21 protein-coding genes are annotated in these 26,041 nt (G+C 31.2%); 4 read left to right on the top strand and 17 right to left on the bottom strand.

Features of this window, described 5'->3' with window-relative positions:
• Window positions 1-11 precede the first annotated feature (11 nt).
• The 6 genes from E0K96_RS08130 to thrC form a co-directional block, all read right to left on the bottom strand.
• Window positions 12-911 carry an alpha/beta hydrolase gene (locus tag E0K96_RS08130; RefSeq protein WP_168082461.1) on the bottom strand — a complete coding sequence of 300 codons (900 nt, stop codon included), beginning with the start codon at window positions 909-911 and terminating at the stop codon, window positions 12-14.
• Window positions 908-2,146, bottom strand: a complete 1,239-nt coding sequence (locus E0K96_RS08135) for a hypothetical protein (protein WP_168082462.1) — start codon at window positions 2,144-2,146, stop codon at window positions 908-910. Before E0K96_RS08135 ends, E0K96_RS08130 begins: the two co-directional genes overlap by 4 nt.
• A 3-nt stretch (window positions 2,147-2,149) precedes the next feature.
• Complete coding sequence (locus E0K96_RS08140; protein ID WP_087244459.1) at window positions 2,150-2,398, bottom strand: hypothetical protein; 249 nt, start codon at window positions 2,396-2,398, stop codon at window positions 2,150-2,152.
• A 160-nt stretch (window positions 2,399-2,558) separates the two neighbouring features.
• Window positions 2,559-3,317 carry a histidinol-phosphatase gene (locus E0K96_RS08145; protein WP_087303929.1) on the bottom strand — a complete coding sequence of 253 codons (759 nt, stop codon included), beginning with the start codon at window positions 3,315-3,317 and terminating at the stop codon, window positions 2,559-2,561.
• A gap of 78 nt (window positions 3,318-3,395) precedes the next feature.
• Window positions 3,396-4,289 carry a homoserine kinase gene (thrB, locus tag E0K96_RS08150; protein WP_087936341.1) on the bottom strand — a complete coding sequence of 298 codons (894 nt, stop codon included), beginning with the start codon at window positions 4,287-4,289 and terminating at the stop codon, window positions 3,396-3,398.
• On the bottom strand, window positions 4,286-5,776 hold the full coding sequence (gene thrC / locus E0K96_RS08155; RefSeq protein ID WP_087303927.1) for a threonine synthase: 1,491 nt from the start codon (window positions 5,774-5,776) through the stop codon (window positions 4,286-4,288). Before thrC ends, thrB begins: the two co-directional genes overlap by 4 nt.
• 206 nt (window positions 5,777-5,982) lie before the next feature.
• On the opposite strand from thrC, the gene asnA reads away from it, so the two are divergent.
• Window positions 5,983-6,999, top strand: coding sequence for an aspartate--ammonia ligase (gene asnA / locus E0K96_RS08160; protein ID WP_087303926.1), 1,017 nt, complete (start codon window positions 5,983-5,985; stop codon window positions 6,997-6,999).
• Between the two features lie 51 nt (window positions 7,000-7,050).
• Here asnA and E0K96_RS08165 read toward each other — a convergent pair whose 3' ends face one another.
• The 5 genes from E0K96_RS08165 to E0K96_RS08185 all read right to left on the bottom strand — a co-directional run bounded on the left by E0K96_RS08165 (window position 7,051) and on the right by E0K96_RS08185 (window position 10,364).
• Complete coding sequence (locus E0K96_RS08165; RefSeq protein ID WP_168082463.1) at window positions 7,051-7,704, bottom strand: HAD family hydrolase; 654 nt, start codon at window positions 7,702-7,704, stop codon at window positions 7,051-7,053.
• Between the two features lie 123 nt (window positions 7,705-7,827).
• The gene (locus E0K96_RS08170; protein WP_168082464.1) at window positions 7,828-8,598 is read right to left on the bottom strand and encodes a hypothetical protein; all 771 of its coding nucleotides are present in this window, start codon (window positions 8,596-8,598) and stop codon (window positions 7,828-7,830) included.
• Window positions 8,592-9,290 (bottom strand): ABC transporter ATP-binding protein, encoded by a 699-nt coding sequence (locus E0K96_RS08175; RefSeq protein WP_087296916.1) that lies wholly within the window; start codon window positions 9,288-9,290, stop codon window positions 8,592-8,594. The genes E0K96_RS08170 and E0K96_RS08175 overlap by 7 nt, the downstream gene beginning before the upstream one ends.
• Entirely contained in the window at window positions 9,283-9,642 is a 360-nt protein-coding gene (locus E0K96_RS08180) for a GntR family transcriptional regulator (RefSeq protein ID WP_087245594.1), read from the bottom strand. The genes E0K96_RS08175 and E0K96_RS08180 overlap by 8 nt, the downstream gene beginning before the upstream one ends.
• 104 nt (window positions 9,643-9,746) lie before the next feature.
• Window positions 9,747-10,364: an NUDIX hydrolase N-terminal domain-containing protein gene (locus E0K96_RS08185; protein WP_168082465.1), complete on the bottom strand. Its 618-nt coding sequence runs from the start codon at window positions 10,362-10,364 to the stop codon at window positions 9,747-9,749.
• Between the two features lie 155 nt (window positions 10,365-10,519).
• Here E0K96_RS08185 and E0K96_RS08190 point away from each other — a divergent pair, with 155 nt between their 5' ends.
• On the top strand, window positions 10,520-12,427 hold the full coding sequence (locus tag E0K96_RS08190; protein WP_168082466.1) for an NAD(+) synthase: 1,908 nt from the start codon (window positions 10,520-10,522) through the stop codon (window positions 12,425-12,427).
• A gap of 77 nt (window positions 12,428-12,504) precedes the next feature.
• Here E0K96_RS08190 and E0K96_RS08195 read toward each other — a convergent pair whose 3' ends face one another.
• Window positions 12,505-12,885: a PAS domain-containing protein gene (locus E0K96_RS08195; protein ID WP_087303960.1), complete on the bottom strand. Its 381-nt coding sequence runs from the start codon at window positions 12,883-12,885 to the stop codon at window positions 12,505-12,507.
• 3 nt (window positions 12,886-12,888) lie between these two features.
• Window positions 12,889-14,025 (bottom strand): MFS transporter, encoded by a 1,137-nt coding sequence (locus E0K96_RS08200; protein WP_168082467.1) that lies wholly within the window; start codon window positions 14,023-14,025, stop codon window positions 12,889-12,891.
• A 218-nt stretch (window positions 14,026-14,243) separates the two neighbouring features.
• Here E0K96_RS08200 and E0K96_RS08205 point away from each other — a divergent pair, with 218 nt between their 5' ends.
• Window positions 14,244-16,922: a PD-(D/E)XK nuclease family protein gene (locus E0K96_RS08205; RefSeq protein ID WP_168082468.1), complete on the top strand. Its 2,679-nt coding sequence runs from the start codon at window positions 14,244-14,246 to the stop codon at window positions 16,920-16,922.
• Window positions 16,912-20,523: a UvrD-helicase domain-containing protein gene (locus E0K96_RS08210; protein WP_168082469.1), complete on the top strand. Its 3,612-nt coding sequence runs from the start codon at window positions 16,912-16,914 to the stop codon at window positions 20,521-20,523. Before E0K96_RS08205 ends, E0K96_RS08210 begins: the two co-directional genes overlap by 11 nt.
• Before the next feature lie 122 nt (window positions 20,524-20,645).
• Here E0K96_RS08210 and E0K96_RS08215 read toward each other — a convergent pair whose 3' ends face one another.
• From E0K96_RS08215 to E0K96_RS08230, 4 genes are all read right to left on the bottom strand, one after another.
• Window positions 20,646-22,547, bottom strand: coding sequence for a hypothetical protein (locus tag E0K96_RS08215; protein ID WP_168082470.1), 1,902 nt, complete (start codon window positions 22,545-22,547; stop codon window positions 20,646-20,648).
• A 423-nt stretch (window positions 22,548-22,970) separates the two neighbouring features.
• Window positions 22,971-23,348: a hypothetical protein gene (locus tag E0K96_RS08220; protein ID WP_168082471.1), complete on the bottom strand. Its 378-nt coding sequence runs from the start codon at window positions 23,346-23,348 to the stop codon at window positions 22,971-22,973.
• A gap of 131 nt (window positions 23,349-23,479) precedes the next feature.
• Window positions 23,480-25,324, bottom strand: coding sequence for a HAMP domain-containing sensor histidine kinase (locus tag E0K96_RS12350; protein ID WP_168082472.1), 1,845 nt, complete (start codon window positions 25,322-25,324; stop codon window positions 23,480-23,482).
• The gene (locus E0K96_RS08230) at window positions 25,293-25,991 is read right to left on the bottom strand and encodes a response regulator transcription factor (RefSeq protein ID WP_168082473.1); all 699 of its coding nucleotides are present in this window, start codon (window positions 25,989-25,991) and stop codon (window positions 25,293-25,295) included. Before E0K96_RS08230 ends, E0K96_RS12350 begins: the two co-directional genes overlap by 32 nt.
• Between the last annotated feature and the right edge of the window lie 50 nt (window positions 25,992-26,041).

Consider the following 26,041-nt stretch of genomic DNA (forward strand, 5'->3'; position numbering starts at 1 on the left):
AGTCCTCCTTTTTATATATTCTCATTCATAAACTCAATAAGAGATAATGAATATGAATCCTGTTGTTCTTTTAAATCATAAAGATGTTCTTCTTTGATTGGAAACAGTAACTTATTAGAAGCATCATGATTATATAATGGAAATACCATATGGAATGGCACATCCTGATCATTTTTAGAATGAATATAAACTGTTGGAATCTGATTTTTCTTAACCAGTTCTACAGTATCTAATTTTTTAATATCTAGCTTTAACTCATCTTTCACGACTTTTCTAATCATCATACCCGCTAAATATTTCGTTACTTTCATCTCTTTTTGACATTTCAATGTTAAATAGTGATAAACATTATCATAAGCTCCTTCACTGATAATCAAATCTACATTCTTTAATTTACCAAGTCCAGAAGCATTTAAAATCGTATTGGCTCCCATTCCTTTTCCATACATAATCAAACGATGCTGATCTCCATACTTCTGTAATAAATACGTATTGAAATACATTAAATCAAAAACATCACGATAGCCAAAACCACGAATATATCCATCACTTAAACCATGAGCATGTGCATCAATCATTAAAATATTATCATTTTCAAAAACGCTTTCTAAATATTCAACAGTCTGTGTTAAAGACTTCGCTGATGCCATTAATGCATGCAAACAAACAATTGTTCTTGTCGCATTTGGTTTTTCTATCAGATAAGCTTGAAGATATAGACCTTTATGATTTTGTATTTTGACTTTTTGAGCATTGATTTTTTCATACCAGTTTCCTTGATCTTCTTTATTTAAATGTTCACGATATAATACCTTTTTAGCAAACTGATTAGCTAAAGCTAAGCTTGCTGTTAAGGTAGAAGCCGTTAAAGTAGAAGCAACTGCTGTTGTAATGGCTACCTTCTTTTTCATTTATACCACTCCTTAAAATTATCCATTAATAATCTATTAATATTTGTAACCTGTTCAAATGAACTGAGGCGATAACTTTCATTTTCCATTCTTGCTGCAAAATACTGTATAGCTGTCACCAATTCATCTCTCACTTTTGGTTTCATGTTATCTGGGAAAGATTCAATTGGAAAACAAGTAAAGACAAAGGTATTATAATCTCTATGGAATAAATCCAGTAAGATCTGATATCCCTCTGCTTGAATAATAGAATTTCCTAACGCCAGATCCAAATCATGATTTGCAAAAGTCAACATATAATGAATAATATTACGCAATACATTCATTAAAACTTCATAATAATGATCATAATCACTATAAAAAATATAGTAAATATACGAAAAAACAAGATTCCCCTGATTTTCATCTTTCTTTTTATCAACCAATACAAAATCTTTCTCTATTAATGTAAATTCATCTTTAAATGTATCTATAATAGCTTTTGTCACATGGTATTGTGATAAAACCATTGATCCAAAATCAGTCATAATAGCAAATGTAAATCGTGAATTTAAGCATAGTGTACGAATAGCCTTAAAAAGTTCATCAGGAACATTCTTATAAAATTTATCTAAATGACGATAAACAATGCGTATGATTTTTCTAATATAATAAAGATGATATTGATATTCAGTATCTAAATATTTTGAATTGGTACCATCCCACTCATATTGATATAGCACAGATTCAAATAAAAGATTCACTGAATCAATAAAGTTTTTATAATTCTTATGTTTCAAATTCATCTTTAAACATGGTAAGAAAATTTTATAGAAATCATCCATTGTTTGTTGGTTAATTCCATGATGATACTTCATATAACTTAAAATATCACAGAAATCAATAGGCGCTAAGATATTCAGTTCACTTGATACTGTTTTGATAAAATTTTCATACAATGAATAATGCAAAACACGTTTATATCCTAGTTTTGCCAGTACTCTTGAAAGAGCATCTTTAACAATATAAAGCTTTTCCTGTTCATGTAGATCTTCTGAAAAAGTATACGTAATTTCATCCTGACAATGAATTTCAACAAAAATATCAATTTGTCTAAAATTCTGATCCAACATATAATAATGAACTTTAAACGTATGTTCTTCGGTGCGATAGCCACTATGATAACGATATTTTCCTACATACTGTGATTGATGATCAGCCATGAATTTTTCCATGACTGCTTTATCAAACGTCATATTTTATCCTCCTTTATGAGCTTTTTGAAAACGTGGTAAAAACTGATTACGTACATACTGCACGGCAATGTAACGTATATTTTCTTTAGAAAAATCTCCTCCTATAGATAATGAAGTATCCATAATTTCTTCAGTCAATAAAGTTAATTCATGATCTGATAATTCTATTTTTTCCAAAGCAATAGTTGTTCTTACAATTTCTTTACAATCATCTATATAATTCTTTTTATCTATATCTGTCACATGTTCCATATTTTAACACTCCTCTTATTCATCATTATAACATGATTATATGTCTTTTTTATAGACAATTCTGTCTTTTTTTTAAGTCATTTTATGATGCTTTTCTTCATCATTTCTCATATAAAAAGATAGCTCTGTTCTATCTTCTCTACATCTCTTTTTCACACAGCTATCTTAAAAAAGTTATGTCTTCAGTTATGGATAAACCTAAGTTTTCTAAATGTTGTCGGGCCTGATGATACGTTTTCATATCCAGTAAAGATTGGCTTTCATGAGCATCAGTTCCAATAATGATACGATTGCCCACCTCTCTAGCTATTTTGAAAAAAGTATCATTAGGATAATGACGATGTGTTTTATATCCTAACAAATTAAATTCTAATGGTAAATTCATTTCCTTTGCCTTGATACATAATCTAAGCATTTCCTGCTTATAGAATGGATCCGATGTATCATAACGTGCCAAATCCGGATGTGCCACATAACTGTATAATCCAGTTTCCATAGCTTTTATGCAGCTATCAACATATTGAGATAATTGTGATTTTGTAAGAGGATGTCCAAAATATATACCTGTTTCATCACTGCCATCATAATGATGACCTAAAATAATATAATCAATAGGATATTGTTTTAACATGTCTCTTAAACCATCCATATATTTTTCAAAATATTCACATTCCAATCCTATTTTAATAGAAATTTGATGCTTATATTTTTCCTTTAATTTTAATAAAGTTGATACATAATCATCAATCTCATAGGCTTCCATACGCATCGTTGGATGAAATGAGGAATCATAAATCCAAGGGGTATGATCACTAAATCCAAGTTCTGTATAACCAGATTGAATAGCTGATAGAATATAATCTTCTTCACTATCTATAGCATGTTGACAACGTCTTGTATGAGTATGATAATTCTTCACTATGACTCAGCTCCTTTTCTTGATAATTATAGCGTAAATTGAATCATTTGAAAATAAAAAGGCATCTTATGAAGATACCTATTCATAATCACATGTATAACCACGCATATCTAATTCTAATTTTTCTACCTGCCAATCTTTCAACAAATCACCAAGCTCTTCTTTCATTCTTACAACACCTTTTTTATCACTTTCTCTAATCAATGCCATAATCGTTGGACCAGCCCCTGATAAATAGCATCCCAGCACATGTTCATCCTGTTCCAAAACAGACATAATTTCATCATATCCCTGAATTAAAGTTCCACGATAAGGTTGATGCAGGCGATCCTTGAAACCGAGTTTAAGTCCATCATCATATCCATTGATTAAAGAGGCAACCATTAATGCTAAATGAGAAACATTCGCAATAGCATCCTGACGAGGCAACTGTTGTGGTAAAACAGCACGAGATTTTTCTGTTGATAAAGTAAATGGAGGTATGAAAGCAACAAAACGATAATCATGTTTGACAGGAATATTCAATGTTGTGACATGTTCTTCATTCATGACTGACACTGTCAATCCACCAAAGATGGCTGGTGCTACGTTATCTGGATGTCCTTCTATTTGTGTTGCCAGTTCTAATATTTCCTGTCGATCTTCACTACGGTCCATGAACGCATATGCACCGACAATACCTGCAACAATACATGTTGAAGAACTTCCTAAACCTCTTGTATAAGGGACATCTCCACTACATTCAATACGTAATCCTTGAAACTGCAATCCACAAGCTTTTGCACCTTCAACAAATGCTCGATAAGTTAAATTGTCCTGATTACAGAATTGTTGCGGACAGCCCGTAATTTCTAAGCCCTGATCCAGCAATTCAAAAACAAATGTATTGTATAATGTCACAGCAAGACCTGCAACATCAAATCCCGGTCCTAAGTTAGCACTTGTCGCCGGAACTCTCACTTTGACTTTCATAATGACATCTCCTTTATTTTTTGAGAAATCTCATGAATTATATCATCTTTATCTATAACTTTTTGATGTAAAATTTCTTTTTGATCAAGTTGAACTAATGGTTTTGGAATATCAACACCTGTTTTTTCATAAACAGCTTCAATCGCTTGATATTCAGATAAGCTTTGATCTGTTAAAGCTTTATAAACAGAATCAGCAAATTTATATGGTGAAGCTGTCGCTAAAATAATTGTCTTTGTTTCATCTCCCGAAGCCTTTTGATATTCTTTATAAACGCCATAACCAATAGCAGTATGTGTATCTAAAAGATAACCTGTCTGTTCAAAACATGTTTTGATTGTATCTAGTACTTCATCTTCATTAAGCCATCCTGCCTTAAATACATCCTGTATCTTTTCTAATAAATCAGATGAAATTTCATAAACACCATTTTGATTCAAATCATCCATATATGATTTTACCTTTTGACTATCCTGTGCCATCATATACACAAGTCTTTCTAAATTACTTGAAACAAGGATATCCATGGCAGGTGCATTTGTTTTATAAAATTCACGACGTGCATCATATTTCCCAGTACGGAAAAAATCAGTCAAAATATTATTTTTATTAGACGCTACAATAAATTTTTGGATTGGTAAACCCATCTTTTTCGCTAGAACTCCAGCTAAACAATTCCCAAAGTTTCCACTTGGTATAGTGAAATGAACACTCTCACCTAAACGAATCTCATTTTTATTAACAAGTGTCATATATGAATAAAAATAATACACAATCTGTGGAATCAAACGCCCTATATTAATAGAGTTAGCTGAAGAAAGGAAAACATGATGTTCATCACATAAATCTTTTAATGCTGATGATTGAAAAGCCTGTTTCACTGCTCTTTGAGCATCATCAAAATTACCCTGAATTCCAACCACATCAACATTGTTTCCTGTCTGTGTTACCATTTGTTGTTTTTGAATAGGTGAAACCCCATCAACAGGATAGAAAACCTGAATATATGTTCCATCTACATCTTTAAATCCTTCTAAAGCAGCTTTTCCAGTATCTCCAGATGTTGCAGCTAAAATCATTACTTTTCTTTGTTCACCTTTTTTCTTAAGTGAATATGTCATAAAATGTGGCAATAATGACAATGCCATATCTTTAAAAGCGGCTGTTGGTCCCTGGAATAATTCAGCGATAAAAACATCTCCTGCCTGTTTAACAGGAACAACTTCCTGGGGAAATAAATTTTGTCCATAAGCTTTTTGACATAACGCTCTCATTTCTTCTTTTTCCTGTTCTCCCACAAAAGAAGTCATAATTTCAGTTGCCATGTCTACATAAGATAAATGTTGTAATGCTTTTAAATCTTTCTGATCCAATTCAAAATCAGGAACAAGCAATCCTCCATCACTACCAATTCCCTGTAAAATAGCATCACAAAAATCCAATGGTCTTTGTTGACCTCTTGTACTCACATATTTCTTTTCATTCATGATATACACCTGCTTTCCATATTTGTTACATTGTATACAATTTTAAAATACAAGTCAATATTATTAGAATATTTAAGTATAGTTCCTATTTATTTTATAAAATATCTAAAAATAACAAATATTTTATGATATTTTGAAAATATCATTTTGACTAATATTCTATAATATACTATAATAGCAATAATTATATGAAGGGGGAAGCAAAAATGAGTCAAATCATTATACCAAAAGATTATCAACCACATCTTAATTTAATTGAAACTGAAGTTGCTATTAAGATGATTAAAGATACATTTGAAAGAAGATTAGCTGAACAGCTTCGTTTAACACGTGTCTCTGCACCTTTATTTCTATTAAAAAATACTGGGCTTAATGATGATTTAAACGGAATTGAAAAACCTGTTTCATTTACTTCATTTGAATTGAATCATAATGATGAAATCGAAATCATTCATTCTTTAGCCAAATGGAAAAGAGATGCTCTTTATCGCTATGGTTTTGAACAACATACAGGTTTATATACAGATATGAATGCAATTAGAAAAGATGAAGAATTAGATAATATTCATTCTATGTATGTGGACCAATGGGATTGGGAAATGGTGATTTCCAAGGAAGATCGTACTTTAGATTATTTTAAAGCAATTGTTTCAAAAATATATAATGCTTTATTAGATGTTGAATTTCTCATGATCAGACACTATCCACAACTTGGTGAATCTATTTTACCTGATGAAATCTATTTTATCACTTCTCAAGAGTTAGAAGATTTATATCCAGATCTTTCACCTAAAGAAAGAGAAAAAGCTATCACAAAAGATAAAAAAGCTGTCTGCATCTTACAAATTGGGGATATTTTAAAATCAGGAAAAAAACATGATGGACGTGCACCTGATTATGATGATTGGAAATTAAATGGGGATATCCTTGTTTATAACACGCAATTAGATGATGCATTAGAAATTTCAAGTATGGGTATTCGTGTAGATGAACACGCATTAAAAGAACAATTAGAAAAAGCCAATGCAATGGAACGTTTATCTTTACCTTTCCATCAAAATGTAATCAATCATGTTCTTCCATTAAGTATTGGTGGTGGAATTGGTCAAAGCCGTTTATGTATGTTCTTTTTAAGAAAAGCTCATATTGGAGAAGTACAAGCTTCTTTATGGGATGATGAAACTATGAAATTATGTAAAGAAAATCACATTCATTTATTATAAAAAATAAACTATAATCAATCAGATCCGGTTGATTATAGTTTTTTTATGTCATCACATATTTTCTAAGATTGTTATAACATCCAATAATGATGCCAAAACACCTTGTGCCTTTTGTACATAGTCTTCACCTGGTTGCTTTAAATCAGGAATGCAATAGACAGGCACTTTCGCATCATAAGCCGCCTGTATACCTGCTTCACTATCTTCTAAAACAATAGCCTCTGACGGCAAAACATTTAATCTTTCACAGGCTTTTAAGAAAATATCAGGATATGGCTTCCCTCTTTGGACATCACTGCCACAAATGATTTCATCAAAATAAGAAAGAATATGGTGTATGTCTAAAATATGGCAAGCTCTTGAAGGGAGACTAGATGTAGCTAAAGCGATTTGATAATGATGATCTTTAAGATATTGTAATAATTCTTTTGCTCCTTTTTTTAATGCAACCCCATCTTCTTGCATGAATTGTGTTTCTAAACGATGAAATAATTGAAATTTTTCTTCAATATCATAATCCAGATGATAATGTTCCTTAATAAACTGTAAAGAGACTTTCAATTGCTTCCCTGGATAATCTTTGACATAATCATCCATTGTAAATGAATATCCATAACTCTCAATCAATTTTTTATAACATTTATATGAAATGACTTCACTATCAATCAAAAGCCCATCCATATCAAAAATAACTGCCTTTAACATAACCATCCTCCTCAACTTTATGTTTATCTTATTACAAAACACTTGAAAAGAAAAGTTCCTTACAGAAACAGAAAAAATTTTCTCAGATAAAAAATACCCCTTCACTCATGAAGAGGTATTCTTTTATTCAATTTCAATATGATAATCTAAAATATAGACTGTAACGAAAGTTAAAATCACATTGAAAAATAGATCAATGAACATAAACGTAACTGGAATTCCATACCATTCAATAGATGTGATACTCATACCTGATAAAACAAATTGTATCCATGAGAAAATGATTCCCAAAATTATCCATATACAAATCCCGACAGCCAAACGATGATGACGACATAAAGCTGTATGTGCTAACGTTAAAGCAAAATAAATAGATATAATAAGCGCATATGTTTCTACAATCATATAAATAAGACTTAATAATGATTCACCAGGCTGATTCATGAACATCTGTCCTAATCCTTTGAACACTTCTGGAATTCCCTGAAAAATCTGCATGATTGACATATTATGTGTCAACAATGACATCATAACTCCCATCAATAAAACCCCAAACATCAATGCAATTCCACCAAGAATAAGCCATACAAATGAAACAATAAGCTTAGAAATAATTAAATGCAAAGATGATACAGGTAAAGTCAATGTCAGATAAGCTGGTCTTTTAAACATAGAATGATAATAATGTGTAAAAATACTGACAAATAATGCAATACTAATTCCCATAACCAAAACTGTAAATCCAAAAGCCATCATAAAGCTTAAAATAGGAATATCTGGAATTAGTCCTTCTGTAAAAAATGGTAATAATAAACATGCACCCCAGAAAACACAAAACGAGATGAAAAAGGAACGCATAGAATGAATAAATTCATATTTCATTAATTTTAACATTTGAATTCCTCCTTAAAAATATCATTAATAGAAGCTTGTCTTTTCATTCTTAAGTCCTCACTATTTTCATGTAAGATAATTTCACCATTTTTAATAAAGATCACTTCATCAAATATCTTTTCAATATCCGCAATCAAATGTGTTGATAATAAAACAAGTGCATCTTCAGCATAATTATTTAAAATAGTATCTAAAATAAGTTCTCTTGCAGCCGGATCAATACCACCTAATGGTTCATCTAAAATATAAATCTTTGCTTTTCTAGACATAACCAATATCAACTGAAACTTCTCTTTCATTCCTTTTGATAATTCTTTAATCTTCACTTTCTTTTCAATATCCATTCTTTCCATTAAAGATAATGCCTTATTCAAATCAAAATCATCATACATATCAACAAATAAATTCAATGCATCACTGGTTGTCATCCAGTTTTCAAAATAAGGTTCATCTGGTAAATAAGAAATGATTTTTTTAGAATGAATACCTATAGCTTGCTGATCAATTTGAACATCTCCATCATATTCTTTCAATAAACCATTTAAAACTTTAATCAGTGTTGTTTTCCCACTTCCATTAGGCCCAAGTAAACCCACAATCTGTCCACCATGTAAAGTTAAATTCACATCTTTTAAAACTTGTTTCTTTCCATATTTTTTATTTAAATCTTGGATTTTTATAAGTTCACTCATGATTTTCCTCCTTTAAATAAGCAATAATATCTGCTTTTGTAATGCCATAACGCTCCATTTCTTTAACAAACTGTTGAATCGTTTCTTGTATTTTGTTTTGACGACATGATTCAATAAAATCAATGTCTTCACTAACAAATCTTCCTACTGCCCTTTGTGTCACAATAAATCCCTGATGTTCTAATTCCAAAAAAGCTCTTTGAATGGTATTAGGATTGACTTCCAATCTTGATGCCATTTCTCTGACTGATTCTAATTTATCACCTGGATGTAACTGTCCACCAAGAATTTTTGATTTGACTTCTTCAACAACCTGTAAATAAATAGGCGTATCTGTTTGAAAATGATTCATAGCCATTCCACCTTACTGTATTAATACACTAATACAGTAACACAGTATAATTCTTTTGTCAATATTCACACACAAAAAAAGATAGCTTTTCACTATCTCTTATATCAATCAAATAAAGTTTTCCAATTAGGATGACGATAGGCCTCAAAACACATATGAATTTGTTCTTCATTGTTTTTCTCAGTAGAAAGCTCAGGTAAATGATCTTCATCAAAATATCTAGATTCTACTGTTTCTACATTTTTCTCAAACTTTCCACCTATTTCATAACAAAGCACAAAAATTTTACAAACGCCATAAGCATAAACTGGAACATTATGTTGAGCACGATCTTGTACAGCAATAATTCTATCAGCAATCACATCTAAACCAGCTTCTTCTTTCACTTCTTTTATTGTATTCTGTTTAACTGATAAGTTCACATCTACCCATCCACCAGGAAGTGACCATTTTCCATTATTCTCTTTCACTAAAAGAATTTGATTATCTTTAAAAATAGCTGCACGCGTATCTAATTTAGGTGTCTGATATCCACTTTCATTACAAAATAAATCTTTCACTTTTTCTAAAGGAATATCATTTTGATACGCCATGATTTCAGCCGATATTTCTCTTATACGTTCATATCTTTCCTGATCGTAAACATCATGACCATAAGTTAATCCTGCTTGTGCCAGACTTTGTAATTCAATAGCCCAATTCACCCATTTTTTATTATTCATTTTTTCCACCTCTTTATTTTCATTATATCTTATTATATCTTTCATGACTATCCATTCAATGAAAAATACAATACCTACACATGATGACTTTTTGATCAATAAATGCTAAGATATAAATATCTTTTTCATATAATCAATTAAATGGAGGAATATTCATGAAAGATGGATTTATAAGAGTAGGTTGTGCAAATTTCGAAGTATCGTTAGGTCAAGTTCAACACAATGCACAAAAAATCATATCTTATGTTAAAGAAGCTAATGAAAAACATATCAAAATTCTTGTTTTTCCAGAACTTTGTTTAACTGGATATACAATTGAAGATTTATTTTATCAAAAACGTGTTTTAAACGAAGTCAACAAACAAATCACTACTATATGTGAACAGACAAAAGATTTAGATATATTGTTTACTTTTGGTTGTCCAATGGTTTTGAAAAACAAACTTTATAACTGTGCTATAACAGTATGTCATGAAGAGATATTAGGTGTTGTTCCTAAAACATATATCCCTACATATCATGAATTTTATGAAGGTCGTCATTTTGCCAGTGCTTTAGATAATGATGAAGTCATTACAATCAATGGTCAAGCTTATCCATTTTCTTCACGTTTATTATTTGAATGTCAAAGTCATCCTGAATTAAAAATCGGTATTGAAATCTGTGAAGATTTATGGGCACCTTTACCACCAAGTACCTTACATTGTCTTAATGGAGCAACATTAATTTTGAATCCTTCTGCCAGCAATGATTTGACATCAAAATCAGATTATCGTCGTCTATTGGTCACTTCTCATAGTGCCAGACTCATTTGTGGCTATGCTTATTGTAATGCTGGATTAGGTGAGTCTTCTACTGATGTTGTTTTTAGTAATCATCATTTGATTGCTGAAAATGGAAGTCTTTTAGCTCAATCTCAACAATATAGTGAAGGTATCATATTTGCTGATATGGATATGGAAAAAATAGTCAGTGAACGTGTGGAAATGACAACTTATGATAATCGTCAGGATCATTATCAGATCATACCTTTTACATTACAGGATGAAGATATTGAACTGACACGCACATATGATCCACATCCTTTTGTACCAAGCAATAAGGATCAACGTGCAATGCGTTGTCAGGAAGTTTTTGATATTCAAATTCATGGTTTGATTCAAAGATTAAAAGCTGCACATATCAAAAAAGTCGTCATTGGGATTTCAGGTGGTTTAGATTCTACACTTGCATTACTTGTTGCTAATATGGCTTATCAAAAATTAGGATATCCATCTAAGGATATTATTGCAGTGACAATGCCATGTTTTGGAACAACATCTCGTACTAAAAACAATGCTTTAAAAATGATGGAAGAATTAAATGTCACTTCCTTAACAGTGGATATTGGGGATGCTGTTAAGCAGCATTTCAAAGATATTCATCATGATGAAAATATTCATGATGTCACTTATGAAAACTGTCAGGCGAGAGAAAGAACGCAAGTCTTGATGGATATTGCCAATCAGGAAGGTGGTATTGTCATCGGGACAGGAGATTTATCAGAAGTCGCTTTAGGATGGTCTACTTATAATGGTGATCATATGAGCATGTATGCGGTCAATGTTTCAGTTCCTAAAACATTAGTTCGATATTTAGTAGATTATGTATCTTCATTGTATGAAGGGCAGCCTCTTCATGATACATTACAGGATATCTTGAACACTCCTGTTTCACCAGAATTACTTCCTGCCAAGGATAATGAAATCGTTCAAAAAACAGAGGACATTGTGGGTCCATATGAACTGCATGATTTCTTCTTATATCATCATGCCAGATTCCATTATGAACCAAGAAAACTTTATCGTATTGCCTGTCATACTTTCCAAGATCAGTATGATGCCCCAACAATCAAGAAATGGCTGACAACTTTCTATCGTCGTTTCTTTACACAACAATTTAAACGTTCATGTATTCCAGATGGTCCAAAAGTCGGTAGTGTTGCTTTATCACCTCGCGGAGATTTAAGAATGCCTAGTGACGCTAATGTTGCATTGTGGTTACAAGAATGTGAACAATTATAAACAAAGTGATGGAAACATCACTTTTTATAATGCAAAAAAGGAAGATTTCAATCTATTTTTAAAATCTTCCTCCATCATCATTCACGACGTTTCCAATATTCACCTACAGGAACCTCAGGATGTTCTTGATCCCATGGGGCTTCATGTCTTTCAAAGTAACCAATCACTTGTCCATCAACTCTGACAGGCACAAAAAATTCTCTTTCACCTGTTTTTTGATTATAAAGTTCAAACATTTCTTCTTCACCTTGATCAGCCCTCATTAAAAATTCTTCAATCTTGTAACGTGAATTTTCATTATGACACTGAAATAAACTTTGACCAATTTGAACTCTCTGCCCATATCTTTGTTTAGCAGTCTTATTCATATATTGCACAATATGATTTCTATCTACAAAAACAATTTCATAAGCATATGCATCTAAAATACCTAATAAAACATCCTTTGTCAGTTCCATCATTTAAATCTCCTTATTTTTCTGACTTTCTTTTTTTAAACACAATAGACTCAAAAAACAAAAACATCCTCCTAAAATCATCACCCATTGAATATTCATATCACCTGCTACTCCAAAACTCATATTCATCACAATTCCTACCATATTCATAATCATTGAATAAATTGATAACATAGTGACTCTTAAAGCACCCTCAACACGTTGATTCATAAGCGATTGTGATAAAGGAGAGTAAAAAGCTTCTACTAAAGTTAAAATCATAATCCCTGCAATAGATATATAAGGATGATGACTCAACGCCAATATAATACAAGTGATCATTGAAACAAATACCAATAAAAACATCAATGTCTTTTCACGAATATATTCGACTATTTTTCCTAAACTCGCTCCTAAAAGAGGTATAGCTGTCATAAAAATAGAAATGAGTCCAAAATAGACAACTGGAATATGACTAGCTTTCCATTGCAGCTGACTATAAAACACACTGATTGTATGTGTTGTTTCTAATAATAATGCTGAAGCAATCAAAAAAAGAATATGTCTTTTTTGTTGAAACAATAATGAAAATGCATCTTTGATTCCCATATGAGAACTTCCTTCCATAGGAATATCTTCCAAAAAGAAAGATAATAGAAACGCTATAAAATAAGGCAAAATGGTATATAAAGCAGCTAATTCCATATCATGAATCCACAATGAAAAAGCCATTGATGACATCATCATGCCTGCTACACCACAGGCATGCAGATATCCAAAAACACGTGGATTTTCTATCTTGCCAGTTGACAGATACAAAAATGCACTATCACAGCCAGAAAGTCCTGATGCTGTTATTGCTAATAATAATCTTTCTAATAAAAACATCGAAAATCCATAAGCCTGATAGAATACAATCTTTGATAAAAGATAGATTCCATAACAGCTCATCATTGTTTTCTTATATCCTAAACGATCACATAAATATCCCATAGGGATTTCCAAAATAAAAACAAGTATTGAAAACAGGCTTTCAATCAATCCCATTTCAACTAATGTCAATCCATGATTTTGACGATATAAAGTTGCAACAGAACTATAAAAAACCATTCCTTGTAGCCATTCAATCGCAAACAAGAGATAGATATTTCTTTTTTTCATAAATCAAATAGTCCTTTCTCAGTATGATAAAAACATCTACATCAAAATGTAGAAAAATCTAAAATAGAAATTGTTTTTATCAAATTCGAAAAAGCACCATCTCTATCCCTCCATTTTTTTCATTATACAATAATCACAAATGAAAAAACAAGATATCAAAAGTATTTACTTTTTCATTTCCCATCTTTTCATGTATAATAGAAAACGAGGTGAAAAGAATGCAAATCATCAGTGGCTTAAATCAAGATTATAAACGTCATCAAATCATTCAAAAGTATGTTCAAGAAGCTCAAAATCATCCTTTTGAACAATATATTTATATCTGTGACCAACCAGCTTTTATTGAAAAAATATTTTTTCAATATACGCATTGTTTGGTCAATATTCAAATTATGAGCTGGAATCAATATTTAAAACAATTACAGCTTCAATATCATTTAACGCAACATCATTTACTTTCTCAAGTAGAATGGGTTTATCACTTAAGAAATATCTTTAATGAAGAAACATTTCATTGTTTTGATATGGAAAATCCATTACCTTTCATCAATGAATTAATTCCACTTATCAAAGATTACGAACTTTATCAAATCAGCTACCAAGATATTCACCATACAAAACTTCAAGATTTCTGGCATATTTACCAATCACTTTTATCACGTCTTGACAGTTATACACATTTGACATTAGAAAGTTTATTTCAAAATGTCACTTTTCATGAACAAGACCATCTCATCATTGAAGCTGACCACCTTTATCAAAAACAACGTCAAGATATTATTCAGCGTTTATCAAAAACATGTGATGTCACTTGTCTTTATACTTATCAACATGATGAGCGTTTATTCAATTTACCTTATCATCATTTATGTCAAACAAGTCAAGTCATTGATCAACCGACTGATTTCACACAACATCTTTTTAGTCAAGAACCCGTTTCAACAAAGGAAACACAACACATGTACAGCTTTGTTGCAGGAACACCTTATCAGGAAATACAACGTGTTGTATATACAATTTATCAAAAGATTGTGGATGAAAATCTTCATTACCAGGATTTTACAATCATTTATCCTAATCAAAATTATCAGGATGATTTATTAACTATTCTTGATGAATTGCATATACCTCATTCCTTACCTTATCAACAAGAGCGTTGTTATGAGCGAAGTTATCAACTGATTTTGCAACAATTCAAACAATGTCAAGGAGATACTTTCCATGAACTTGCAGTCGAATTGCTTGCATTGGAACTTGACAAAGACTATCAGGACTATCTCAAAAAGATAAGCGAGCTTGATGGTCAAATATCTCCACAAGAATTCATAGAGTTTTTCCAAATGACATTTCCAAAATCTAAACAGACTTTAGAAAAAAGACAAGATGAAATTCATGTTTATATGATTGGACAAGGTGAAGCGATGCCTTCAACACATTTATTTATCTTAGGAATGAATGAAACCATTTTACCTCAAAGTATTAAAGATACATCTTTATTATTAGATGAAGATATTGAATTGTTAAGAAAAGAAAATATCTCAACCCCTCTTACAACCAGTGAACAGTTAGGTGTTCATGAAAATGATATTTTTAAAATACTGACAACACCATTTTCAACATTAACTGTTTCATTAGCGATGAACTCATTGTCTGGAGAAACCTTGCTTCCTTCTTCTTTATACAAACAACTGACTCAAATGTATACCTTCCAAAAACTTCCTCCACTTCAATTTCTACCTTTAGATCAATACTATATAGCCAATGGAAAAGCAACTCATAAAGAAACTTTGAATCAAAACATTGCACATTATTTATCATCACATAATCAACCAGATTCATTAACACCTGAGTTGACACAGTCTTTATATAGTTCATATCTTTCAGTCAGTCAAATTGAAACCTATAATCAATGTCCTTTCCTCTACTTTATTCAATATGGTTTAGGCATTTATCCTATTCAAGATCAAAAATTATTACCAAATGAACTTGGTTCTCTCATTCATTATGTTTTATCTATGAATATAGACCAGTCTTATGATATTTCTCATCTTGTTGATCAATATCTTCAAGACCATGAAACACTTTCACAAAAAATAGCTCACTCTCATATCAATCAATACTTTATTGAACAATTAATTCAAGATCTGCAAATCACTCTAAAAGTACTTAAACAATTCTTAAATACAGGCAATTTCCATGTTCAATATAAAGAGAAAAAAGTCAAAAATACAATTCATGATATCAATTTTAAAGGTATTGTTGATCGTATTGATGTCTATGAAGATTATGTTTCTATTATTGATTATAAATCAAGTGCCAAAAGCATTGATCTCAATCTTGCTATGCAAGGTTTTCATATTCAGATGCTTGTCTATTTAGATATGGTGACAAAAATGATGGATAAAAATCCAGGTGCTGTTTTATATTTCAATACAAAAAAACGTATTTTAAGCGTACAACAAAGTATGCATGAAGCCATTAATGAAGATGACTGGATCAAACAATTTCGTTACAATGGTTATATCGTTGATGATGGCAGTCATCAAAGTCTTTTGAATTTAGACCCTACTTTTGATAGACGTTCTGCGTTGATACCAGTCTCTTATGTCAAAAGCAGAGATGAATATAAGGGACAAATTCTTTCTACTGAACAACTTCATATTTTATTTGAAAAGATCAGCGATCATATTTATGAACTTTATCAAAATATGATGGATGGACATATTGATATTGCGCCAAAAGGTAGTGATCAAAAAGCAACACATACATTAGTGAATCCTTGTTTTTATTGTCCATATCATAGTATTTGTGGTTTTGATGTTTTCTATAATGATTATCAGCTTGTTGAATTCTTAGATGTTGAAAAAATATTAGGAGGTGAAGACGATGCCGTTTAATGCTGGACAATTAAAAGCTATCCAACAAAGAGATTCTTCTATTTTAGTTAGTGCTCCTGCGGGAAGTGGAAAAACGAAAATTCTTGTCAGTCGTATTATTGAATTATTAAAAGAAGGATATGAAATTTCAGATTTCCTGGTGGTGACATTTACACAGGCAGCTGGACATGAGATGAAACAAAGACTGACTGAAGAACTCAATGAACTTGTATCTTCACCTATTGATGAGAAATTAAAAACACATTTACAACATCAAATTTTTAATCTTCCTCATGCCTATATTACAAACTTTCATGGTTTTTGTAATTTATTATTGATGAAATATGGATATCTTGTTGGCGTTATGCCTGGATTTGAAATCAACAGTGATCCTACCATCATCAAAAAAGAAGTTCTTACAGAATGTTTAGAACAATGGATTCAAGATGAAAATATTCGTGATTTTCTTTCCTTATATTTTCCTGGTTATTCTTTAGATGATTTTCAATCTTTATTATTATCTATTGATAATATTTCTCATTCTATTGATCATTTTTATGATTTTATTGATCAGATGAAAACAAATAACTATGATAGTCTTTCCTCATCTTTAGAAAATTGGCCTTTGTTTCCCTATTTAAAAAATATTTTCTATGATGAAGTCACAATGGCTATGAATAAATTGATTGAACTCCAAATATTCTGTGAACAAAATAATCTCACTGATTTTTATGAAAGACCTGATGAACAGACTGAAAAAAATCAATTATTAAAGGTTCCTTTTGATGCTTATTATGATTATTTAGATGAACGTCTTCAGGCATTATCACATGCTATGACTTATGATACTATGGTGTCTTTAATCAAAGCTCCTGTTGATAAAGCTTATAATATGTCTTGGAAAGAAGTCGATCCTCAGATCAAAAAAACTTTTACCAAATTGAAAAGTGATATTTTATCTTCTTATCAAAAATCAGCTGATGCCTATTTAGAAGATCATAGTGAAGATTTGATCCAAAAACTTCAAATCAGCTATCAGGCTATTGATATGTTGCTTTCTAAAGGTCAACTGTTGGATCAATTCCAACAAGCTTATCAACAAAGAAAAAAAGAGCTTAATCAGTTAGATTTTGCTGATCTGGAAAGTTATACACATCAGCTGTTATTGCCTGAATATGGTATTGTGGATATTTTGTATCATCGCTTAAAAGAAATCATGATTGATGAGTATCAGGATACCAATCAGATTCAAGAATCACTCATTTCACTGATTTCTAAATATCAAAAACCTTATATTCCTCTATTTATGGTTGGTGATATGAAACAGTCTATCTATCGTTTTAGACAAGCTGATCCTCAAATCTTTCTTGATAAATATAATCATTTTTCATTAACTGATGAAGAATGTTTAAATAGTCAAACAAGAAGAATTGATCTTGTCTTTAATTATCGTTCTTCTAAAATTGTTTTAGACTCCATTAATTTTATTTTTAATCAAATTATGGATACACAAATTGGTGGTTTGGAATATTATTTAGATGACAGTGCCCGTTTAAATTATGACTATGATGGCAAAGAAGCAGGACATCAAAAAGAAGCACGTGAACGTTTCTTTCAAGATGATATGCGTCAAACAGAAGTATTGATTGATATCTATAATTCTCAATCTTCTTTAGATAAAGAACAATATGAAGCTCATATGGTTGCACAGAAAATATTGCAACTTAAAGAAACGATGCGTTTAGATGGAAAAAGAGTATCTTATAAAGATATGGTTGTTTTAATGCGATCAACAGTTTCCTTTTTAACATTTAAAAAAGTTTTTGATCAATACCACATCCCTAATCATATCGTTTTATCACAAGGATTTTTAAAGGCAAATGAAATTGAAAATATGCTGACATTTTTAAAGGCCCTTGATAATCCTCGCAATGATATTGCCTTATTAAGCGTACTCAATCAGCCTTATACATGTTCCTATATTCCTTTAGATCAGATTGCATCATTACGTGCAAACCATAAAGATATATCTCTTTATGAAACATTACAATTATCATCTGATCAACAAATCATCCAATTTTTAGAAGTCTTTGAAGAACTCAGAGCTTTTAGCTATCAACATTCACCTTATGATTTATTGAAAAAGATTTATGAAGTCACAGACTATCCACTCTTTGTCTGTCAGCTTGTCAATGGTGAACAAAGAAAAGCAAATTTACAGTTATTATTGGAAGTTGTAAAACAATATCAACAACAATATCCTTATCTTCATGATATCATTGATATGTTTGAACAATCAGCTGATTTAGCACCAGCTATTGTCGCTTCACAAAATGATGATTATGTTGAATTCATGACAATTCATAAATCTAAAGGTTTAGAATTTCCGATTGTTTTTGTCTGTCAGACACACAAACAATTTAATACACAAGACAGTAAAGAACGCTTTATGATTGATAAACAATTAGGTATTGCAGTAAAACCAAGATGTCGTGTTCCAAGTGAACAATATGGAGAAATCACAGTTGAATATGAAAACTGTTATCGTAATATGATTGCCAGACATCAATTAGATGAATCTATCAATGAAGAGATGCGTATTTTATATGTTGCTTTGACTCGTGCTTCTCAAAAGCTCATTTTAACTGGTGTCATCAAAAGCATTAATGAAATCAAAGATATAATGAACAAATTAATCATCAATGAACATCCTGATATTTATCATAAGAAAAATGCTGAACATGTACTACTTTATAATCGTATGCGTAAAACAAACAATTATCTTTCATGGATTTTAGCTGCTATTTTCCGTCATCCTCAAATCATTCAACAATGCTTCAATCATGAGGAATTAAAGCCTTTAGCCACAAAACTTCAACAATATCATTTTGAAAAATATCTGACTTTTGATTCAACTGAACATGCTATGTTCTCCTTGACACTAACAAATGATCAAGACATTGAAGAAAAAATAATTCAAACATCCAAACAAAATGAAATGATTGATAGTCAAATACAAGAACGATATCAATCATTCCAATACCCTTATGATACAAGCAAACCATTAACTCTAGCAGTGACAAAACTCCCTCATATTCAAGATCAAAGTCACGCTTCAATAACAGACGACAATGAAAGCTTTTCTATGAGTGCCAGTGATAAAGGAACATTAGTTCACTTACTTTTAAGTTATCTGACATTCAAAGAAGATCATATCGAAACATTGATTCAACAACTTTATCTAGAAAAATTAATTGATGATGATGGAAAAGATATACTTGATCAATATCAAGATAAAATACAAGGATTCATTGATAGCCCTTATTATCAAATGATTCAAAAAGCAGATTATATCTATAAAGAAAAACATTTTGCCTATTATGATGAAGCACTCCAACAAACCATTCATGGTATTTTCGACTTAGTATTTATTTATCAAAATCAAATTTATGTCTTAGACTATAAGACTGACCGTGTTTCACAAAATAGTGCTGATGATATTTTAATACAAAAACATCAGATTCAATTAGATTATTATAAAAAAGTCTTGATGGATATGTACCATCAAGATGTCAAAGCTATTGTCTATTATTTACATATCAACCATGGTGTAGAATTTTAAAAATCATAATCATCTCATAAGGTCATCTCAATGATGACCTTTTCTTTATACTTATTTATATATTCTCACTCTTTAATCAAATAATGCTCTGTGTTTTTTCACACAGAGCATAAAACTATCCATTATTTATTGTATCTTTTCTTTCTGTTATAAAGAACTGTACCTGTTAAGATTGCTCCAGCACCTAACATAACAGTTACCCAAAGAGCAATACTACTATCATCACCCGTATTCAAGACATCTTTGTTATTTGTCTTGTTGCTAGTATCCGAAACAGTCTGATTATCAGTAGTTGGATCCTTTGGATCTGTTGTTCCTATTGGAGAATTTCCGTTTCCCTCAGAAGGATTCGTTGGTGTTCCAGTTGCTGGGATTTCCTGTTTCTCGACATATCCACAAATCGTACAAGTATGTTGTTTTTCTCCTTTTTCCGTTGCAGTCGGTTCTTTTGTTACCGTCCATTCGCCAAAGGTATGTGCAATCTTTTCAATCACTGTACCTTTTTCAAGCACTTCACCGCACACTTTGCAGACCTTATCGCCAGTATAGCCTTCTTCTGTGCAAGTAGCTTCTTTGGCATTTTTCAACTCTGTTTCGCCGTGTCCGGTTGCTTTGATAACGATTTTTTCTTTGATGATTTCTTCTGTCAATGCTTCATCACTGAAATACTTGCCACAGGCGTCGCAATACCAGTATTCGATATTTCCGTCCTCAGTGCAGGTTGGGGCTTTTGCTTCAGTTTTTACTGCTTTATGACCAAGCGCATTTCCATATGGTTTACCGCAATCGTCACATATTGCTGGATCTGTACAAGTCGCTGTCCCTCCTGTATGAGTATGTGGTTTAATGTGTACATATGTGTATGTCCATAAATCGTCAGCACCAGTAAAGGTTGCAGGTTCCGTGTATGGCGAATCATTAAAATGTTCTGCGCCTGTTTCTCCTTCAGCCATATTCCCTACTTTTACTTCTAGCATTTGTCCTGTGGTTGGAGAGATGACAATCTGGTCAGCATCCATACCAGCATTTGCAGTAATATCCGAGTTTCCAGTAACAGAAATTATGTGATCATTTGAGTAAATAGCATAATTACTTTGGTTTCCAGTAGAAGTAGATTCTATTTTACTATTAACAATATTAATATCATTGTCTCCGAAAATAGCATCATAGTATCCTTGGACTTTTAAAGTAGAATCCGAAATTTCACATTGATTGAGTATATATATACCGTTGCTCCCGTTGCTGTCCGCAGTCACATTACTTTTGTTTGAAACCGTCAGTGCATTTGCCCAAATAGCAGGATATGAATTGTCGGAAACAGCATATGCTTCTACTGTGGAATTACTAATATCAATCATATTGTTTTTTGAATACAACGCATTGGATTGTCCATTTACAGTAGCCACCACTGTGCTATCACTAATGCTAATACCCTTTTCACCCACAAGCGCCAATTCATTACTGTTGACGGTTACATTCGCATGATTTTGTATGGAAAGTTTCCCACCGACTATATCATTGCCGTTATTTACTTCATATGCTCCAATACCTCCCCAATTATGTGACGTTACATCTAAAGTACAGCCGTCAATGGTAATATTACCACCATCTGTCTGTATGGCAGCCGAATCGCATGTAATGGTTAGTTTATCCTCATTAGTCCCCTTAATTGTAATATCCGCAGTACCGCCAGAAGAAATTCCCGCATAAATTACTCGTTCATCAGTTGAACTTATTGTATTGTTACCTTTAAGTTCAACCGTCAAATCTCCGTTTATTCTAAGGACGCCGAGCTTAACACCATTTCCTTCAATTGTGGCATTTTCCAACGTTAATGTATTAGTCTGAGAGTCAAACAACGCTGTTCCTTCGCCGTATTGATACGATTCTCCACTTTTTAATTCTTGCCCATTAATTTTGACACTTGTACCACCCACAGCCAAAACAGTTGTTGGAAATAAACCAATGACAAGCATACAAGCAAGCAAAACTCCCAGCACTTTACTTTTTGCTTTTGTTTTCATAACTTTTCTCACCCTTTCTGTTTATAATTTTTCAGTCAACAAATATAAAAGGCGTACCCTACCCATTTATAAAAAAGAGCAGAATACGCCTTAAAATATTATGTTGTTTGATGCTTAACAAAAAAATGGGCGCAGTTATACTAACTTGCTTGCTTGCTTGCTTGCTTGCTTGCTTGCTTGCTTGCTTGCTTGCTTGCTTGCTTGCTTGCTTGCTTGCTTGCTTGCTTGTAGTATCACTCTTGCTTCCATTCTTGTCAAGCCCCTTTCTGAATATAATGTATATATATAATTTTAATATAAAATTGGCTTTCTTTCAATATTATTTCTTGTGCTGGTCATTCATGATCAAATGAATTTCATTGATAAAAAAAGAATCAATTCAATATATACTTGGTTGATTCTTCTATAAAGATTGTTATTATTTTAAAAATATCTTCTTCTTTTATTTCTAAATGAATACTTATATGTCATTGTATAACGAGGATGATTTTGATAAATCATATAAAGATTTATACACTCTATAGGTATAAGTAAAGCCAATACACGAATCAAATCAGGCAAAATCATTAAATGCTGATTAAATAGTCCTAATAAGAAAGCAACTACAAAAATACAAATAGTAAGAATCTTACCAAATTTCATAAGCACTGTTCCTTCAGTTTTTTTTAAACTTAAAAATTCTAACCCAATTAACAATCCTATAACAATAGCCACAATAATTTCTTCCATGACAACACTTTGCATCAAAATAACACCTATAATGATGATATATGGTATAACCATCCCTAAAATTTTATTCATCCCAAACACCTCATCTTTTCTATCATTATAATTGACATATCTTGTCGTTTCAAGTCTAAGATGTGAAAAGAGTTCTACTTGTCTATCATCTTTTCATCAAAAAAGAAGGAAGTCTTTTTCCTTCTTTATAATTATAGAATATGAATTTGAAATTCAACGCCTTTTTCACTATTACACACATCATATTGGAAACCATGTAATTCTAAAATAGAACGACATATCGCAAGACCTAACCCAGTTCCTTGACGATCACTTGAAACATAAGTATCCCAAATTGTTTCTTTTTGTTCATGACTCAAAGGTTTTCCTTCATTTTCAAAACTTAAAATACCTTGATGATACTTAATATAAATATGTCCATTTTGTGGTGTATGTTTTATTGCATTACTCATAAAGTTTTGAAAAACAGTTTGAAGTTCTTTGATATCTCCTTGAATATGTGGAAATTCATCTTCCATCACAACATGAATATGTTTCTTTTTTAGAATAGGCGCAAATGTTTCTACAATTGACATTAATAAATCCTCTAAATCAATATCTTCCTTATGTAATTCAACATGACCAGATTCTAATCTTGATAAATCTAACATTGCCATAATCAATTGATTAATATGTTCTATTTCCTGATGAATCGCACTCAAATATTGTTGTTTCTTAAGATCATCTTTCCCTGCTTCAATTAATTCTATGTAACCATTAATAATACTTAATGGGGTTTTGATTTCATGAGTAAAATTCGCAATGAACTCTTTTCTCATACCTTCTAATTTTTTAACATATTCTATTTCATCATTTAACTGTTGAATTGTTGTTTTTAATTGTTGACTCATCTGATTAATATTATGTGATAATACACCTAATTCATCTTTAGATTTTTCATTGAGATGAATATCAAAATCATTATTCGCAATAGCCAAAGTACATTGATTAATCTTCTTAATACGTCTTGTCAGTATATAAGAAATCAGTAAAGATATTACAATACAGACAATAAAAGATATCACATAAATAATCATTTTAGAATAAATAACCTGTTGTGTAATTCTGCTAATTGCATTAAGCTCATGTGTATAGAAAACAAGATATCCATCTACATCTTGAACGTCATATTCTTCATACATATCCGCCTCAACTGGTTTGGCATTTTTAGAAATTAATGGTATAGAATGAATAGAATAAAAAGTGCCATCTTTTTCCTCCAAGCTACTTATACCTGATGAAAAGGTTTCACCCTGTTGAGGAAACATCGAAGATACACAATCTCTAATAAACGCATCATGTTTTTGATAATTATCTTCATGAGAATCATCATATTCATCTAAATACAATCCCTGGGCAGATAAAAGACAATTCGCACTTTCATACGATTCAAAATGCATTGTGTGAATCTTTTCATTATTTTGTCTATGATCTAAGAAAATCTGGCCATTAATAGACAAATAAGAAAGATCTTCAATCGTCATAGAAACATTGGGGTTATCTTGAAGAGCATATATAGGAGAAGCCATATCCACAGGGAGCTGATTATTTTCGACATGTTGTCGAAGAATATTTTCTATTTGTTTTTGTTGATCTATAGGAATTTGAGAGAGATTGATTTGGAGATAAGTTGTTATTCCCTCATTTTCATTTCTTAACGTTAAATAAGGAGTATTGTGTTCACGTAGATTATAGACCATCTCTAAATCTGGATTCAATACAAAGACTGAGTCTATTTTATAACCATCTTCTGCTTCTAAAGTCTGTTCTATATCTTCATAAAATGAAGAATTTAAATCATTATATTTTTGATTATAAAGAATAGATAATTGCTGGCTTAAAACATCAATATTATATATATTATCATTTTGAGTATAAATATGAGATTTTTCTCGATGAAAATCAAGAGTCACATTCAAAACTTGAATCAAGCTAAAACACAATAATATCAATATAAAAATCTTTTTACCTAAAGTCCATCTCAGTATCTTTCTCACTGACGTTCACCACCTTTAACATATATCCTGTTTTGATGACAGTTTGAATATAACAAGCATATTTTCCAAATTTCTTACGTAATTTTTTGATATATGTATCAACCGCTCTTCCATCTCCATAATAATCATATCCCCATATATGATCTAAAATCTGTTGACGTGTCAATAACTGGTTTACATGCATACATAAATATTCTAACAATTCATATTCTTTATGTGCTAATGTGATTTTTTGTTGATCTATAATTAAAATACGATTGATACGGTCTAATTGAAGATGGCCAACAGTTAATATATTTTCTTCTTTTTTCTGATCACGTTTAATCATTGCGATAACTTTGGCATGCAGTAATGATAATTGAAATGGTTTGATGATATAATCATCTGCTCCTAACTGATATGCCATCAGCTGATTTTCCTCTTGTGATAAAGCACTCATAAAAATAATAGGTTTTTCTGTTTTTAATCTTAATTGTTTACAAACTTCATAACCATCAATACCAGGCATCATAATATCTAGTAAAATTAAATCAATCGTCTCATTGATCATACTTAATGCTTCATAACCTTGTGTTGCTTCAACGACTTCAATGCCTTTTAATGAAAAATAATCTTTTATAATCTGACGAATATGAAATTCGTCTTCGATGATTAGTACTTTATACATCTTTTTCACCTCAGCTTCATCTTAACATGCTTTTGTGGAATTGAAGTGGA

It is taken from the genome of Massilimicrobiota sp. SW1139, assembly GCF_012027715.1.
Lineage (GTDB): Bacteria > Bacillota_I > Bacilli_A > Erysipelotrichales > Coprobacillaceae > Allocoprobacillus > Allocoprobacillus merdigallinarum.